Source organism: Nocardia sp. 149-1B, from assembly GCF_057747975.1.
This window is the reverse complement of the sequence record NZ_CM173233.1, coordinates 2,649,268-2,663,701: the sequence shown is the minus strand read 5'-3', so window position 1 is coordinate 2,663,701 and position 14,434 is coordinate 2,649,268. Positions and strand designations below refer to the sequence as shown.

15 protein-coding genes and 1 pseudogene are annotated in these 14,434 nt (G+C 68.3%); 6 read left to right on the top strand and 10 right to left on the bottom strand.

Annotation, left to right across the window (positions count from 1 at the left end):
* The first annotated feature begins 58 nt into the window (after positions 1-58).
* On the top strand, positions 59-502 hold the full coding sequence (locus tag AC3ANS_RS12825) for a hypothetical protein (RefSeq protein ID WP_488291976.1): 444 nt from the start codon (positions 59-61) through the stop codon (positions 500-502).
* 128 nt (positions 503-630) lie between these two features.
* Complete coding sequence (locus tag AC3ANS_RS12820) at positions 631-1,113, top strand: hypothetical protein (protein WP_488291975.1); 483 nt, start codon at positions 631-633, stop codon at positions 1,111-1,113.
* 180 nt (positions 1,114-1,293) lie between these two features.
* Here AC3ANS_RS12820 and AC3ANS_RS12815 read toward each other — a convergent pair whose 3' ends face one another.
* On the bottom strand, positions 1,294-1,659 hold the full coding sequence (locus AC3ANS_RS12815; RefSeq protein ID WP_488291974.1) for a hypothetical protein: 366 nt from the start codon (positions 1,657-1,659) through the stop codon (positions 1,294-1,296).
* A gap of 222 nt (positions 1,660-1,881) precedes the next feature.
* Between AC3ANS_RS12815 and AC3ANS_RS12810 the strand changes: the two genes are divergently transcribed.
* Both AC3ANS_RS12810 and AC3ANS_RS12805 read left to right on the top strand, forming a co-directional pair.
* Entirely contained in the window at positions 1,882-2,193 is a 312-nt protein-coding gene (locus AC3ANS_RS12810; protein WP_488291973.1) for a type II toxin-antitoxin system prevent-host-death family antitoxin, read from the top strand.
* Positions 2,190-2,933 (top strand): hypothetical protein, encoded by a 744-nt coding sequence (locus tag AC3ANS_RS12805; protein WP_488291972.1) that lies wholly within the window; start codon positions 2,190-2,192, stop codon positions 2,931-2,933. Before AC3ANS_RS12810 ends, AC3ANS_RS12805 begins: the two co-directional genes overlap by 4 nt.
* 80 nt (positions 2,934-3,013) lie before the next feature.
* Here AC3ANS_RS12805 and AC3ANS_RS12800 read toward each other — a convergent pair whose 3' ends face one another.
* The 5 genes from AC3ANS_RS12800 to glnA form a co-directional block, all read right to left on the bottom strand.
* Positions 3,014-4,387 carry a hypothetical protein gene (locus AC3ANS_RS12800; protein ID WP_488291971.1) on the bottom strand — a complete coding sequence of 458 codons (1,374 nt, stop codon included), beginning with the start codon at positions 4,385-4,387 and terminating at the stop codon, positions 3,014-3,016.
* A gap of 268 nt (positions 4,388-4,655) precedes the next feature.
* Complete coding sequence (locus AC3ANS_RS12795) at positions 4,656-5,702, bottom strand: tyrosine-type recombinase/integrase (RefSeq protein ID WP_488291970.1); 1,047 nt, start codon at positions 5,700-5,702, stop codon at positions 4,656-4,658.
* Positions 5,699-6,127, bottom strand: coding sequence for a tyrosine-type recombinase/integrase (locus AC3ANS_RS12790; RefSeq protein WP_488296492.1), 429 nt, complete (start codon positions 6,125-6,127; stop codon positions 5,699-5,701). Before AC3ANS_RS12790 ends, AC3ANS_RS12795 begins: the two co-directional genes overlap by 4 nt.
* The gene (locus AC3ANS_RS12785; RefSeq protein WP_488291969.1) at positions 6,069-7,538 is read right to left on the bottom strand and encodes a hypothetical protein; all 1,470 of its coding nucleotides are present in this window, start codon (positions 7,536-7,538) and stop codon (positions 6,069-6,071) included. The genes AC3ANS_RS12790 and AC3ANS_RS12785 overlap by 59 nt, the downstream gene beginning before the upstream one ends.
* Positions 7,539-7,728: 190 nt before the next feature.
* Positions 7,729-9,153: a type I glutamate--ammonia ligase gene (gene glnA, locus AC3ANS_RS12780; RefSeq protein ID WP_488291968.1), complete on the bottom strand. Its 1,425-nt coding sequence runs from the start codon at positions 9,151-9,153 to the stop codon at positions 7,729-7,731.
* 190 nt (positions 9,154-9,343) lie between these two features.
* Here glnA and AC3ANS_RS12775 point away from each other — a divergent pair, with 190 nt between their 5' ends.
* Positions 9,344-9,757 (top strand): RDD family protein, encoded by a 414-nt coding sequence (locus AC3ANS_RS12775; RefSeq protein ID WP_488291967.1) that lies wholly within the window; start codon positions 9,344-9,346, stop codon positions 9,755-9,757.
* Between the two features lie 70 nt (positions 9,758-9,827).
* Positions 9,828-10,709: an SCO4651 family lipoprotein gene (locus AC3ANS_RS12770; protein ID WP_488291966.1), complete on the top strand. Its 882-nt coding sequence runs from the start codon at positions 9,828-9,830 to the stop codon at positions 10,707-10,709.
* A gap of 37 nt (positions 10,710-10,746) precedes the next feature.
* On the opposite strand, the gene AC3ANS_RS12765 is transcribed toward AC3ANS_RS12770, so the two are convergent.
* The 4 genes and pseudogenes from AC3ANS_RS12765 to AC3ANS_RS12750 all read right to left on the bottom strand — a co-directional run bounded on the left by AC3ANS_RS12765 (position 10,747) and on the right by AC3ANS_RS12750 (position 14,382).
* Positions 10,747-11,463: a DUF4191 domain-containing protein gene (locus tag AC3ANS_RS12765; protein ID WP_488291965.1), complete on the bottom strand. Its 717-nt coding sequence runs from the start codon at positions 11,461-11,463 to the stop codon at positions 10,747-10,749.
* 75 nt (positions 11,464-11,538) lie between these two features.
* A pseudogene (lipA, locus tag AC3ANS_RS12760) lies at positions 11,539-12,453 on the bottom strand (lipoyl synthase); the annotation flags it as partial.
* A 46-nt stretch (positions 12,454-12,499) separates the two neighbouring features.
* Complete coding sequence (locus AC3ANS_RS12755; RefSeq protein WP_488291964.1) at positions 12,500-13,474, bottom strand: hypothetical protein; 975 nt, start codon at positions 13,472-13,474, stop codon at positions 12,500-12,502.
* The gene (locus AC3ANS_RS12750; RefSeq protein ID WP_488291963.1) at positions 13,471-14,382 is read right to left on the bottom strand and encodes an ABC transporter ATP-binding protein; all 912 of its coding nucleotides are present in this window, start codon (positions 14,380-14,382) and stop codon (positions 13,471-13,473) included. The genes AC3ANS_RS12755 and AC3ANS_RS12750 overlap by 4 nt, the downstream gene beginning before the upstream one ends.
* Between the last annotated feature and the right edge of the window lie 52 nt (positions 14,383-14,434).

Sequence of the window (14,434 nt, the reverse complement as noted above, 5' to 3'; positions counted from 1 at the left end):
CCGCGCCGCGACAATTCGCCGCGGCGTCCGGTCTCCCTCGCACAGGCATGATGGCTGCATGGTCGACGATCATTCGGTGGGCGACTATCCGCCGAGTCCTGTGCCGAGCGACGAGAGGTTGTGGCCGCTCGAGCTTCCGTTCACTGCCTTCGGGCAGTTCGGCGAGGACAGGCTCGACCTGCGTGTCTTCGACCAGCAGGTCTACTGGGTCGACCGGCTCGGCCGAGCTCACCTACTGGAGGAGATGAGTCGTGGCTACATCGAGAATGTGATCGGCTTCCTGCAGGAGCACCGGGAGTACTTCTTCATCCAGACGCAACTTTGCTGGTTCATCCAGACTGTCGGCGATCAATTGCTCTTCGACGGGCCCGGCGGTGAGGTCTTGGCGGCGGCCCTCGGGGGACCAACTTGGGGCGATCTGACCCCCCAGCAGTGGTTGGAAGCAACACCTCTGATGCGCGCACTGCGACTACGACGAACTGCCCTGACCGACGACCCTTGATCGGCGTGTGCGGGCGCTCGGGTCGCCAGATCCGGACGTCGGGGCGAGGCGCCCACTCGGGAGCGCTCAGATCCTGCGTCGGGGACTCTCCCCAGACAATCGGGGATGGAACCTCTAGCGTCGCCAACGTGAACGTCCTTCGTGTCGTAGCGGTCGCGCTACTGGCGGTCCCAGCGACCGGTTGCTCGAGCGGGCCGGAGACCGAGGCGGACGCCCCCTCGGCTCCCGCGAGCTCTAGCCAGTCCCCGCCCGTGGAGTCGGCGACGACCGACGCCGGGGAGTCGCTCGACTGCCGGTTGGCAGCGACCAAGTGGGTCGATCGGATCAACAGGCACGCGACCGACGCAATCATGGGCACGGCGGTCATCGCGACGACCCTGAACATCGGCAATCTCGACTACGCGACCAGCGAGATCAAGGTGCTGTGCTCGGAGGAACTGGCGACTGACGTCCTCGAGGCCAACTACGAGATCGCCAAGGTCAACGCCTACCTGCGGGTGTGCGAGTTGTCGGACAACGTGTGCAGTCGAGCGGATTCCAAGAAGATCCTTCAGACCACCGACAAGATCGGGAGGCTAGTGAAAGGGGTCAACGCCAAGCTGGAGGAGTAGCAGCAGGCGCCTCCTGAAGACATCGAACCGGCCCGATACCGATACGCGAGACAGCGTGGCGGTTCTGTGCTCATGGCAGTCCTGCCTACGGCCAACCGGACGATCGCCCCGCGTCCATCTGTGCGGGATGCCAGCGACATCGACGTCCGCATCTCGGCAGGTCTGCGCGTCTGGGGGTGATCAGGGTTCGCCCGTAGCGTCGCTGTCTCGCAGCCAGGTTCGCGTGGCGTTCAGGCTCGGCTCGTTGGCAGGGTCCAGGTCTGCGAGGTGACGTAGGTAGTAGAAAACCTCGGAGGTCTTCTCGATAGCGACGACCTGTACTAGGAACTCCGCGGGCGACTGGAAGTCCAGCGCCACGACCCTGTCGCCGACATTCAGTTCCCGCCAAGACCCAACGTCGACGCTCGGGACGAGCCAGCCGTCCTCAGTGGCCTGCGCCTTCGGCCCGGTCAGGTACACGGTCTCCACGGAACCGTCGTCGTCTCGGAGCACTGAGTCCAGCGCAGCGTCTAGGCTGGCGAACGAGTGGTCCGAAGCCTCAGTCACAACTTCAGACTAGGCATCCCCGCCGACAATGTGCCGGGTGTTCCCCGCGGCGGAACGCTGGTGAGTCCGGGCGGGTCACATGACTGCCGGGTCGAGGCGTAGGCTCGCCGCCGGCTGAGTCCGGCAGCAAGGTGCGATGTCATGTGTGAAAGCGCAAGCCGACCGTTCTCGACCCAAGCTGGATCGTTGCAAGAGTAGGTACTTCTAGGTACTGTTGCAAACATGACCACGCTCCGCATGCCCGTAGCCACCGCCTCCCGCAAGGGAGTCTCCGGTGTGGTACATGAGGCCGCGGAGCGCCGCGTGGTGCTGACCAATCACGGTCGCCCCGTCGCCGTCGTCGACTCCGCCGAGCGCCTTGACGAGTCCGCCCGCCGCGTGCGCGAGGCACAACTCGCCGTGCTCGACGCCGCAGCAGACCTGGTGTCGCAGCGCAGCAAGCGGTTCTCCCTCGCCGACGCATGTGACCGCCTCGGGCTCGACGTCGAGCACGTGCGGAAGCTGGCGCAGGAGCGCGCCGAGGCTGATAGGTGAGGTCCGGGGAATCGTTCCCCGACGACCAAGCCGAGATCGTCTTCAACGACGTCTTCCTCGAATACCTCGAAGCTCTGACGCCGGCCGACCGCGAGTCGGTGATGGTCGATGTTGTCGCGCTGTGCCTCAGGCCCGGGGGCACGCATCCCTTGAGCAACAAGGCTGGCGGAGATCAGTTGGCCGGATGGAACACCTTGGAGGTGCTGAACAAGGAGCACCGGGTCGTCTTTGCCAGCCGTGTCGAACACGGCGTGGGCATCATCGAAGTGCTGTGCGCCGGGCCACGGCGCGCGAACGCGGCGTATGCCCTGGCCAACGCCCTCGTCGCCACCGGCCGGTTGAGCCCGGATGAGACCACCGAGATCTGGCAGGTGCTGACACTGCTCGACCTCATCGCCGAGGAGGTTGGCCTCGACGGCTGGGACTACCGACCGCCAGCCGCGCCGTCCGGCATGGTCAAGGCCGCCGTAGCTTCTGGTCTGCTCGACGAGCAGACCGCACAGCTGCTCGGCAAGGATGAGCTCGAGGCCGCCATGGAGCACGGGTGGGGCGAAGACGGCCCCGACCCTGTCGCCGCCGTCCGCGCTGCCCTCAACCGCGCGAGGGCAGGCATCGACGTCGCCGACCTGACTCGCATCCTCGGCGGGCGGGCTGCAGACCGCTGCGGCGTCGTACTGCCGCGAGCTGGCGTGGCCTGTATCAGGCGGGCCGGACACCCCGGACCACACCGCGGTCATTGAGGCCGGTGACGTCGGGTGTCGCGAGTCGCCTGGGTCAGGTGTCAAGGAGACACCTGGCGATGGTTCCCGGCGCGGTCGTGTCAGTCGAAGGCGGCCGTTCCTGCGTTCATGGCGTCGTCTCCGCTGCGGTAGTACCGGTTCTGGACGGTGGCGATGTTCTCCCATCCGCCGATACCCATGAGAACGCCTTCACGCAGCTTCTTCAGGTCCACGCAGATTCGCGCGAAGCGGTGCCTCAGCGAGTGCCAGGTCAGCCGTGCGTCGCGCCGGTGGGTGGTCTTCTCGACGAACCTCTCTCCGTCCCACTGGTGCCAGGTGTCTTCATAGAGGTCGATCGGCCAGCCGGCTGCCTCCATGGCTGGCAGCAGGATGTCGGCGGCGAAGCCGGTGTACCAGAGCAGACCTCCTCTTGTAGCGGGAAAGAGGAGTGCGTCGGGGTTCGTGCCGAGTTCCTGTTCGCGGCGGGCCTCCTCGACGCGTGCGCGAATCGCGTCCCGGAGCTGGTAGCCGGTGAAGGACTCACGAGCGACGGGGATGCGGCGAGTCTTGTCGCCCTTCGGCAGGCACCGGCGGTCGTTGTCGGCCTCCTTGCCAGCCGGGTTGATCTGCCAGTCGACGTGCGCGTGAGGTGATCGATCCTGGTGGCAGCCCGAGAGATGGATGTCGTCGGCGGTGAGCTGGAACTGCTCGCCCCACCGAGCTCCGGAGTTGGCCGCGAACTCGGGCGCGAGTTCGCCCCAGGTGGGTACGAGGGCGGCCATTTGCGCGCTGAGTGCAATGACTTGCTCGGCCTTGGGGGCGTCCTCATCTCGGATGTAGAGGTGGTGCATGCCGTTTTGCCGGACCCGGGCGGGGGAGTCGGCACGGAGGATGAGCGTGCTGGTGCGCGGGTACGCCGGGTCGGGCATCAGCGCGGCACGCGGCAGCATCTCGGCTTGCTGCCAAGAGATGTAGCCCTTCTTGCCGGACCACGTCAGGAAGGCTCGTAGGGCGCTGGTCTTGTTCCGTACCACGCTGTAGGTGCCGCCTTGGGCACGCATCGCATCGACTAGCTTGCGGTCCGGCTCCAAGTGGGCGGCGAGGCGGTGGCCGTGGCCGTGAAGGCAGCGGGCAAGCGCCTTACTGATGTTGGACCTGTGCGCGGGCTTCCACTTTTCGGGTTTGCCGGTCCTCTTGCTGGCGTACGGGCTCGTGCCTTCGGCAACGAAGCGCCGCACCATCTCGTCCAAGCGCGTGGCCGCGAGCGGGCTGGATGCGGTTGAGATCTCGGCGTCTTTGATCGCGGCCTTGGCACGGGCGGACTCAATCGTCCTTCCCCCGCTGGTGTCGCCCACGGAACCGTCGGACCGGGTCCACTTGAGGCGGTAGTAGCCCTTCGAGCATGGGTTGAGGATTCGGACCGCCCCGACGGTCTCGAGGGCAGGTCGCTTCGTGTCTTCGGTGGTCGTGGTCATGGACCGACCCGTGTCGGGTCCGGAGACGAAGGCAGTCGCCCGGTCAGGTGACTTGCCAGTGATCCTGGTTCATCCGCGAGGGCGGGACACCGGGCCGCTGGCTGCAGGACGCGCGTGCGGATGCTGGTCTGCACGCCACCGGGCGGTAGCGGGGGTGGACGCTACCGAGCCCTCGCCCGGCCGCCGCCTATGTAGGAGGCGCCGGCAGAGACGAGGGCACTGGTGCGCTGGGAACGACCCGCGCTGAGGGCATCTCGACAGAGGGTGATCAGCGGTTCTTGCCAGCCCATCGGGCGGAGTCCGGATGACAGACGTCGAGGGTCGTCACGTCGCGCGACGCAAGGGCAGGGAGTCGAATCGTCGCCACGGCGTCGCGCTGCCGGGCCGCGGGTCGGCGGTCGTAGCGCGCGGTGGTCGTCGTGCTGGTGTGCCCGACGGTCTTCGCCACGAGGGCGATGTCCACGCCGTGGTCGAGGAGGGTCGTGATCGAAAATCGCCGCAGGTCGTGGGGCGTGATCCCGGCGAATCCGGCCTCGGCAGCGCGACCGCGCACGATCTTCCATGCCTGGTGGGTACTGAGCGCTCCGTGGCTGTGCAGCGGCCGACCCGTTCGAGACAGGGGCACAAAGAGTGGGCCCGACTCGGGCCCGCGAACTCGCAGCCAATCCTCGAGGGCTGGCACCGACACGGGGTGAAGCCAGGCGTTCCGGGGAGTCCCTGACTTGGTGCGACTCAACCAGAGCCGTCGGTCGGCGAGATCGACCTCGTTCATGTCAACCCCGGTGATCTCGTTTCCTCGGGCGCCGGTACTGGCCAGCGCCACCACCAGCGCGGTGTCTCTGATCCGAGTGTTCAGACCACCGCTGCCGGAAGCGCAGGCGACCAGGATGAGCCCGACGTCGTCCTCGGACAGGTAGTGACCGGCTGGAGGGCGATGGACGCCGCCCTTGGCCTCGAAGGAGATGGCGTGGCGGTACTCCTCGTAGGTGAGCAAGCCGACGCGGTGGCAGCAGGAGATGATGCGGCGAAGCGCGGAGGCGTCCTTGGCGCCGGTTGCGTGGGCGTAGTTCTCGGCAACCTTGGACCACATCAGGGAGGAAAGGTCCTCGTCGACCAGTACCTCCCACGGGAACGTGTGCTCGTTGAGGGTGTGGTTGCTGAAGACGCCGGCCAGCCGCTTCAGGCTTCCGAGCATGGCGCGCCGGCTTTCGCTGTTGTGGAGATACCTCGCGGCGAACATCGACACCGCGCGGGCCCTCAGCTCAAGCGTCGCCGCTTCCTCGTCGGTGACGAGGTGCAGGGTCGCTCCAGTCATGACGCGGCCTCGATCGCGGGCAGGCTCAGGTTCTCCACGGCGGCGCGCTGATCGTCCTCGCCTGCTAGGTCGTAGATGAGCGTGCTGGTCGCCTTCTTGTGGTTCAGCAGCTTTCCGACCAGGGCGATGTCGTGGTGACGGAGCAGCTCGGTTGCGAAGGTCCGGCGGAAGTCGTGAGATCCGAAGGGTGCGACACCCGCGGCAGCGGCCCGAGTCCGGAGAAGGTACCGCACGCCGTTGGGAGTGAGGGGATGCATTCCGGGGCCGATGACGTTCGTGAAGAGTGCACCGGGTCGGTGGCCACGAGCTGTCAACCAGCGCTCGAGGTAGGCGATGGCATCGGGGTGCAGGTAGATGAGGTGGTCGTCACCGTTCTTGGTCCCGCGCAGCCAGATCGTGCCCTGGCCGTGGTCCCAGTCTTGGATCTGGATGCCGATCAGCTCGCTGATCCGGATGCCGGAGGTGCGGAAGAGCGCGACGATCGGGTGCCTTGGAGAATCGCTCTAGGCCGCGCAGGGTGTGTTCGGCGCCGGTTCGGTAGTACCGGTTGAGCACGGTGGCTTCGTTCTCCCAGCCGCCGAGGGCCATGAGCATGCCGGGGTCGGCCTTGTAGAGGTCGATGGCGACGCGGGCGAAGCGGTGGCGGTGCGAGTGCCACGTAAGGACGGCGAGAGTGCGTGTACGAGACTCGCGGCGATACCGCCCGGCGCGTGCGTCCCAGACGTCGTGAATCTCAGTCCACTCGCGTAGCGGCCACCCGGCAGCACGCATCGCGGGTAGGAGTACGTCGGAGTCAAAGCTGGAGTGCCACCAGAGCTGGCCGCCCCGTGTTGGAAACAGGAGTGCTTGGTCGTTGGCCCCGCGGTGCTGCTCGGCTTCGGCGGCAGCGATCCGGTCCGTGACCGCATTCAGCAGGCGGTAGCCGGTGAATGACTCGGTGGGGAGTGGGGCGATGCGGGTCTTGTCGCCCTTGGGTGGACACCGCCTGCCGCCGGGGTCGCCGGCGCGGGCGCCGGAGTCGATCTGCCAGTCGATGTGAAGGTGGGGTGCGTCGGCGGCAGGGCAGCCGCGGGGGTGGGCGTCGTCGACGGTGAGCTGGAACTGTTCGCCCCATCGGGGGCCGCAGTTCGTGGCGATCTCCGGGGCCAGTCGGCCCCACGGACCGACTGCTGCTTCGAGTGTCTCGCCGAGCGCAACTACCTGGGCGGCGGAGGGGGCGTCCTCGTGCTCGACGTAGTCGGTGGCCTGGCCGACCCGGCGGGACCGGGTTCGCCGGCGGGGTGCGGGGGTGCCGGCGAGTGCAGGGCGGGGCATGACGACGCCGGGGGAGAGGTACTCGACCTGCTCGGCGGTGAAGTAGCTGGGGGAGTGTCGGTAGCCCCAGAGCAGGAACGCTCGCAAGGCGGTGGTGTTGATCCGGACCATGTTCGGGGTGCCGGCCTGGGCGCGCATCTGGTCGCAGAGCGCCCGGTCGAGTTCGAGGGCGAGGTCGTGCTCGTGGCCGCGCAGCGCCCGCCCAAGGTTGTCCTCGATCTGGATCCGGGTGGAGCTACGCCACGACCGGTCGGTGTACGGGCTAGCGCCGTCGGCGAGGTATTCGGTGAAGATCGCGCCGAGAGGAGTCATCGCGGCGGGACCGGCTGCCCGCGCGAGGCGTCGGTCGATGGCGGTGGCCCTGGCGCTCGCGGCGGCCGGGTTGGTGCCGGCGGTGGTGTCGCCCGGGGTGCCGTCGGGTTCGGTCCACCGCAGCCGGTAGCTGCGGCAGCTCGGGGTGGGGGTGAAGATCCGGACCTGGCCGACGGTCTCCACCGGGTCGTGCCGGGTCACGATCGCCACCTGCCGGCAGTAGTCGACGAGCCCGGCGGTGACCACCCTGAATCGCACCTAGCCGGGCGAGCCTCGCGCGTCGGGTTCAGATGTCGCGTGTGCGCGGGTGCACGCGCAGCGGCCCCGCTGGGGGAGTTCTGGGGGAATCCTCCGCGGGGCCGCGCGTTCGTGCAGCTCAGGGGCCCTTTCGGGCTCTGGCTCAGATGTCGTAGTAGAGCTCGAACTCGTGCGGGTGCGGGCGCTGCTGGATGGGCAGGATCTCGGCGGTGCGCTTGTAGTCGATCCAGGTCTCGATCAGGTCGGAGGTGAAGACATTGCCGACGGTGAGGAACTCGTGGTCGCGCTCGAGGTTGTCGAGCACGGCGTTCAGCGAGGTCGGGACCTGGTCGATGTCGGCCATCTCGTCCGGCGGGAGCTCGTAGATGTCCTTGTCGATCGGCGCGGCTGGCTCGATCTTGTTCTTGATGCCGTCGAGGCCGGCCAGCAGCAGCGCGGAGAACGCGAGGTAGGGGTTGGCCGACGGGTCGGGGCAGCGGAACTCGATGCGCTTGGCCTTCGGGTTCGAGCCGGTGATCGGGATGCGGACGCACGCGGAGCGGTTGCGCTGCGAGTACACCAGCGAGATCGGGGCCTCGAAGCCCGGGACCAGGCGGTGGTAGGAGTTCACCGTCGGGTTCGTGAACGCCAGCAACGACGGGGCGTGCTTGAGCAGGCCGCCGATGTAGTAGCGGGCGGTGTCGGAGAGGCCGCCGTACCCGGTCTCGTCGTAGAACAAGGGAGTGCCCTCGTTCCAGATCGACTGGTGCACGTGCATGCCCGAGCCGTTGTCGCCGAAGATCGGCTTGGGCATGAACGTCGCGGTCTTGCCGTTGCGCCAGGCGACGTTCTTGATGATGTACTTGAACTTCATCACGTCGTCGGCGGCCTTGAGCAGCTCGTCGAAGCGGTAGTTGATCTCCGCCTGGCCGGCGGTGCCGACCTCGTGGTGGGCGCGCTCGACGATGAGCCCGGACTTCTCCAGCTCGATGACCATCTCGTCGCGGAGCTCACCGAAGTGGTCGGTCGGCGCGACCGGGAAGTAGCCGCCCTTGTACTTCACCTTGTAGCCGCGGTTGTCGTTCTCGAACGCCGCACCGGTGTTCCAGGCGCCTGCGGAGGAGTCGATCTCGTAGTAGCCGGCGTTGGCCTTGGTCTCGAAGCGGACGTTGTCGAAAACGTAGAACTCGGCCTCGGGGGCGAAGTACGCCGTGTCACCGATGCCGGTGGTGGCGAGGTAGGCCATCGCCTTGCGCGCGATGTTGCGCGGGTCGCGGGAGTAGGCCTCGCCGGTGAGCGGGTCGTGGATGAAGAAGTTGACGACCAGCGTCTTCGCGGCCCGGAACGGGTCGAGGTAGGCGGTGGTCGGGTCCGGGAACAGCGACATGTCGGACTCGTGGATGGCCTGGAAGCCACGGATCGAGGAGCCGTCGAAGTTGAGCCCGTCGTCGAACACCGACTGGTCGAACGATGACACGGGCACGGTGAAGTGCTGCATGATGCCGGGCAGGTCGCAGAACCGGATGTCGATCATCTCGACGCCCTCGTCCTTGACGTACTTGAGCAGCTCGTCGCTGTTCTGGAACATTCGTCCTCCTTGGCTGCCAACGCGGTGGGAAACAGCCGGAAAGTCTGTGAGCAAGAGCCGGGGCGACGCTGCTCCGGGCGATGCTCGCAACGTATGCACGGCCAGTTTCTCGACCGTATCGGGTTTGTTTCCGGCGTGTAACAGGTGGTCGGTGACTGGACCAGTGAGGCGCGGCTCTACCCTGACCGTCGTGACCACGCCCGCCGCGCCGCTGCTCGAGACCGCGTCGTGGGGCCGACGGGTGCTGGCGCTCCTGGTCGACTGGGCGGCGAGCAGCTTCGTCGTGATCCTCTTCATGGGCTGGTCCGACTACGCCCGGACGGGGAGCCCGGGCGGGCTGTTCGTGCTGCTGGTCTTCGTGGTGGAGTCCGCGCTGCTGACCGCGACCGTCGGCGGCTCGTTCGGCAAGATGGCCACCCGGCTGCGGGTGGTGCGCGTCGACGGAGGCGGCAACGTCGACCTGCTGCGGTCGTTGGGCCGCGCGGTCGCTGTCGCGCTGGTCATCCCTCCGCTGGTCTTCCGGCCCGACCGCCGCGGCCTCCACGACGTGCTGGCCGGGTCGGCCACCGTCACCCTCCAGGCGGCCCGTGCGCCTCAGACCTGAACCCGCGGGTTTGGGCGCTGGGTCGGGTGGGACATGCTGGAGGCATCCGCCCTCCTCGGAAAGGCCAGCCGTGACCACTCACCTCGCCGTACGCCGTGCCCTCGCCGCGACTGCCACGGTCCCGTTGCTCCTCACCGCGCTGGTCGCGTGCGGCGACAAGGACCAGACGGCCCATGATCCCGCGGTCGACGCCGGCGGCAACGCCGCCGCCGGGACCGCGCTCCTGTCCGACCTCCACTCGGGCGACGAGGTCGATCCCAGCGACTACGTCGCGCTGGTCGTCGACGGCATGAAGGCCTCCACGACCGCCCACATGACGATGACGACGACCCTCGGGGCAACGGGGAAGATGACGGCCGAGGGGGACATCGACTACTCCGCCGACCCGGTCGCGATGGCCATGACGATGCAGGTGCCGGTGGCCGGAGCGTCCGACTTCGACATCCGCCTCGTCGACGGGATCTTCTACATGTCGCTGGGCCAGATGACCGGCGGCAAGTTCGTGAAGATCGACCCGGCCGACAAGAACGGCCCGATGGCCGAGCTCGGCCCGATGATGGACCAGGTGGACCAGATGGATCCCTCGGCCATGATGAAGAAGCTCGAGCCGGCCCTCGACAAGGTGACCTACGAGGGCGAGGAGGAGGTCGATGGCCGCAGCCTGGACCACTACGAACTCACGGTGGACGGCACCGAGCTCGGCAAGGCCATGGAGGTCCCGGACAGCGCCGCGGCCCAGCTCCCGAACTCGGTGACCTACGACCTCTGGCTCGACGACGAGAACCGGATGGCGCAGCTGGAGATGGAGATCCCCGTCCAGGGCACCACGACCAAGGTCGAGATGAAGATCGACGACTGGGGCAAGGACGTCTCGATCCAGGCGCCCCCGGCCGATCAGATCACCGAGATGCCGGGCCTGGGCGCTGGGATGAACTCGTCGCCCATCGCCTGAGGGGTCGAGGAGGGAGCGCCAGCGAGCGTGTCGAGACCTACCGGCCCCGCATCTGGCCGCGCATGCCCTTCATGCTGTTGGGGATGGGGCCCTTGGGGAGCGGGATGTTCGACCGGTTGGCGTCCAGTGCCTTGAGCCGGTTGAGGATGTCGGTCATCTCGGCCGGCTTGACCGCGCGGCCGAGCTTCTGCACGTGCTTGACCAGCTTCGGCAGCGGGACCTGACCCTCGCCGTTGCCGCACACGACCTCGTGGATCGGGGTCTCGGAGACCACGCGCTCGTGCTTGCGGCGCTCGGCGGTCATCAGCTGACGCAGGCGGTGCGGGTTGCCCTCGCCGACCAGCACGATGCCCGGAGGGCCGATCACCCGGTGGACGACGTCCTGCTGCTTGGTGAACGCGACCACCGGGTCGGTGCGCCAGCCGCGGCGCAGCATCCGGAGCGCCGCCGCGGCAGCGCCCGGCTGGCCCTCCATCTGGGCGTACGCCGCGCGCTGGGCGCGGCGACCGAACACGATCATCGCGAGCATGGTGCCGACCAGCAGTGCGCCGATCACCGAGAGGATGATCCCGAGGACGCCCTCGCCGGGCAGGATCCAGAAGACCACGAAGCCGATCACGGCACCGACGAGCAGTGAGCCGAGGATCCACAGGTTCAGGCGAGGGTCGGACTTCTTCGCCATGCGATAGGTCTCGACGAACTGCGCGCGCCGGCTCATCTTGTCCGGGTCGACGGGCTTGGGGTCCTTCGCCATCGTGCTTGCTGCCTCTTCAGGTCGTTCGGTCGGGTCGGTCGAGCGGGATCAGGCGGTGACGCCCTCGCGGGCCTCGACAGCCTGACGGTACAGCCGACCGGCCCGGTAGGACGAACGCACGAGCGGACCCGACAGCACCCCGGAGAAGCCGATCTGGTCGGCCTCCTCCTTGAGCTCGACGAACTCCTCGGGCTTGACCCACCGCTCGACGGGGTGGTGCCGCACCGAGGGCCGGAGGTACTGGGTGATCGTGACCAGCTCGCACCCGGCCGCGTGCAGGTCGCGAAGCGCCTGCGAGACCTCCTCGCGGGTCTCGCCCATGCCGAGGATCAGGTTGGACTTGGTGACCAGGCCGAAGTCACGTGCCTGGGTGAGTACGTCGAGCGAGCGGTCGTAGCGGAACGCCGGCCGGATCCTCTTGAAGATGCGCGGCACGGTCTCGACGTTGTGGGCCAGCACCTCGGGCCGCGACTCGAAGACCTCGCGCAGCAGGTCGGGCTTGCCGTTGAAGTCGGGGATCAGGTTCTCGACGCCGGTGTCGGGGTTGAGCTCGTGGATCGCGCGCACGGTCTCGGCGTACAGCCACGCACCGCCGTCCTCGAGGTCGTCGCGCGCGACGCCGGTGATCGTGGCGTAGCGCAGGCCCATGGTCTGCACGGACTCGGCCACGCGGCGCGGCTCGTCGCGGTCGAGGGCCTGCGGCTTGCCGGTGTCGATCTGGCAGAAGTCGCAGCGGCGCGTGCACTGGTCGCCGCCGATGAGGAACGTCGCCTCCCGGTCCTCCCAGCACTCGAAGATGTTGGGGCAGCCGGCCTCCTGGCACACCGTGTGCAGTCCCTCGGACTTCACCAGGCTCTGGAGGTGCTTGTACTCGGGCCCCATCTTGGCTCGGGTCTTGATCCACTCCGGCTTGCGCTCGATCGGGGTCTCCGCGTTGCGAACCTCGAGCCGGAGGAGCTTGCGACCTTCGGGTGCAGGTGCTTGCGTCACGTCGGCCAACTGTACGCGGAGGCCCCAGCCGCTCCGGGGGCTGGCCTCAGGGCACGTCGCGGCGTCGGAACGAGATCAGCGAGGCGCCCGAGGACACCAGCAGCGCCGCCCCGTAATAGCCGGCGCCGTCCCACAGGGTCAGCACGCGCTCGCCGTTGCACTCCGACCCCGGCTCCGGAGGCGGACCGCTCTGGTTGCCGACGAAGCAGGAGGGCGGTGGTTCCACGTAGTAGGTGGTGCCGTGCTTGACGATCGCCGCCACGTTCTTCTGGGGCTGCCAGTGCTCGCTGAGGCCGAGCACGCCGACGATGACCCCGCCCGCCACGGAGACCGCGAACAGGACGCCGATCGTGGCGACGGTGCTGCGCAACAGCATGGTGAGCGCGTAGCCCCCGAGGGCCGCGGCCGCGGCGAACGCCGCACCGCGGGCACCGTAGGCGAAGGAGTCGGCGAGCGAACCGTCTGTGATCGGCAGGTCACGAGCCTGCATGGTGGCCCACATGGCCGCCCAGTACGCCGTGCTCACGACCATCGCGATCACGAACGCGATGGCGGTCACCGCCAGCGCCTTGGCCGCCCACACCCGCATCCGCCGCGGCTCGAACAGCAGCTGGTTGCTCATCGACCCGCTGTTCCAGTCGTGGCCCGCGAACGTCGTACCGGCGAGCAGCAGCAAGGCGGTGAGTACGGCGACCAACGCCATGCCGGCACCCTCGTTGCGCTGCTGGACCAGGCTGAGCTTCTGCCGGCCGGTGTACCAGCCGACGATCAGGTCGGTGCACTGCGCCTCGGTGACGCTCTTCGGCTTGCCGTACTGACGCGGGTGCTCGACGCAGCGGTGGATCTCACCGGCCTGGGCGTGGGTGACCTGGGCGATCTCGTCGGCGGAGACCGGCCGGGTCGACCAGACCTGGGAGGCGCCGATGAACGCCGGGATGGCCACCGCGAGCAGCAGCAGCAGGATCACCGCGCGGCGCCACCGCAGCCGGGTCAGCTCGACCCGCAGCAGCCGCGCGCTCATCGCTGGCCCCCGAGCTCGGTGCCGGCGGTGAGCTCGAGGAACGCCGCCTCGAGGTCGCGGCGCACGGGCGAGAGCTCGGTCAGCCAGATGCCGGCCGAACCGAGCGCCTCGGTGACGTCGGCGGGGCGGTCGGTGTCGACCACCAACCCGTCGCCGACGGTGAAGCCGGCCGCGGTGAGCACCCGGGTCGCCGCCACGGGGTCGTGGGCGCCGACGCGGTACGCCGTGCTCGCGCCGACCAGGTCCTCGACCTTGCCCGACGCCAGCAGGCGGCCCTGGCCGATGATCGTCGCGGAGGTGCAGACCTGCTGGACCTCGGCGAGGATGTGGGAGCTCAGCAGCACGGTGACCCCGGACTCGCCCAGGTCGCGGATCGTGTCCCGGATCTCGCGGATGCCGGCCGGGTCGAGCCCGTTGGTCGGCTCGTCGAGGATCAGCAGGTCCGGCTCCTTGAGCAGGGTCGCCGCGATGGCCAGCCGCTGCTTCATGCCGAGGGAGTAGGACTTGTAGCGGTCCTTGTCACGGCCGGTGAGGCCAACGGTCTCGACCGCGGCGTCGACCCGCGTGGTGGGCGCACCGATCGAGCGGGCCAGCAATGTGAGGTTCTGGCGGCCGGTGAAGTTCGGGGAGAACTTCGGGCTCTCGACAACAGCGCCGATCCGGTCGATCACGGCGGGCAGCCGCCGGGGGACCTCCTCACCGAACAGCCGCATGCTGCCCGCGCTCGCGCGGGCCAGGCCCAGCAGCATCCGGATCGTCGTGGTCTTGCCCGACCCGTTCGGCCCCAGGAACCCGTGCACCCCGCCCCGTGGGACGGCCAGGTCCAGGTCCTGGACCGCCACCCGCCGTCCGCGGCGAGTGCGGAACTCCTTGCGCAGGCCCGTGGCCTCGATCACCAGCTCGCTCAAAACCGACCCCCGAAATCGTCGTACTGCGTCTGCTGTTCGACGATCCAAGCAG

What these genes read in the sequence shown, in the direction of transcription:
- AC3ANS_RS12765 (WP_488291965.1), bottom strand. Translation starts at nt 11,463, where the DNA reads ATGGCGAAGGACCCCAAGCCCGTCGACCCGGACAAGATGAGCCGGCGC.
- glnA (WP_488291968.1), bottom strand. Translation starts at nt 9,153, where the DNA reads ATGTTCCAGAACAGCGACGAGCTGCTCAAGTACGTCAAGGACGAGGGC.
- AC3ANS_RS12825 (WP_488291976.1), top strand. Translation starts at nt 59, where the DNA reads ATGGTCGACGATCATTCGGTGGGCGACTATCCGCCGAGTCCTGTGCCG.
- AC3ANS_RS12810 (WP_488291973.1), top strand. Translation starts at nt 1,882, where the DNA reads ATGACCACGCTCCGCATGCCCGTAGCCACCGCCTCCCGCAAGGGAGTC.
- AC3ANS_RS12755 (WP_488291964.1), bottom strand. Translation starts at nt 13,474, where the DNA reads ATGAGCGCGCGGCTGCTGCGGGTCGAGCTGACCCGGCTGCGGTGGCGC.
- AC3ANS_RS12795 (WP_488291970.1), bottom strand. Translation starts at nt 5,702, where the DNA reads ATGACTGGAGCGACCCTGCACCTCGTCACCGACGAGGAAGCGGCGACG.
- AC3ANS_RS12800 (WP_488291971.1), bottom strand. Translation starts at nt 4,387, where the DNA reads ATGACCACGACCACCGAAGACACGAAGCGACCTGCCCTCGAGACCGTC.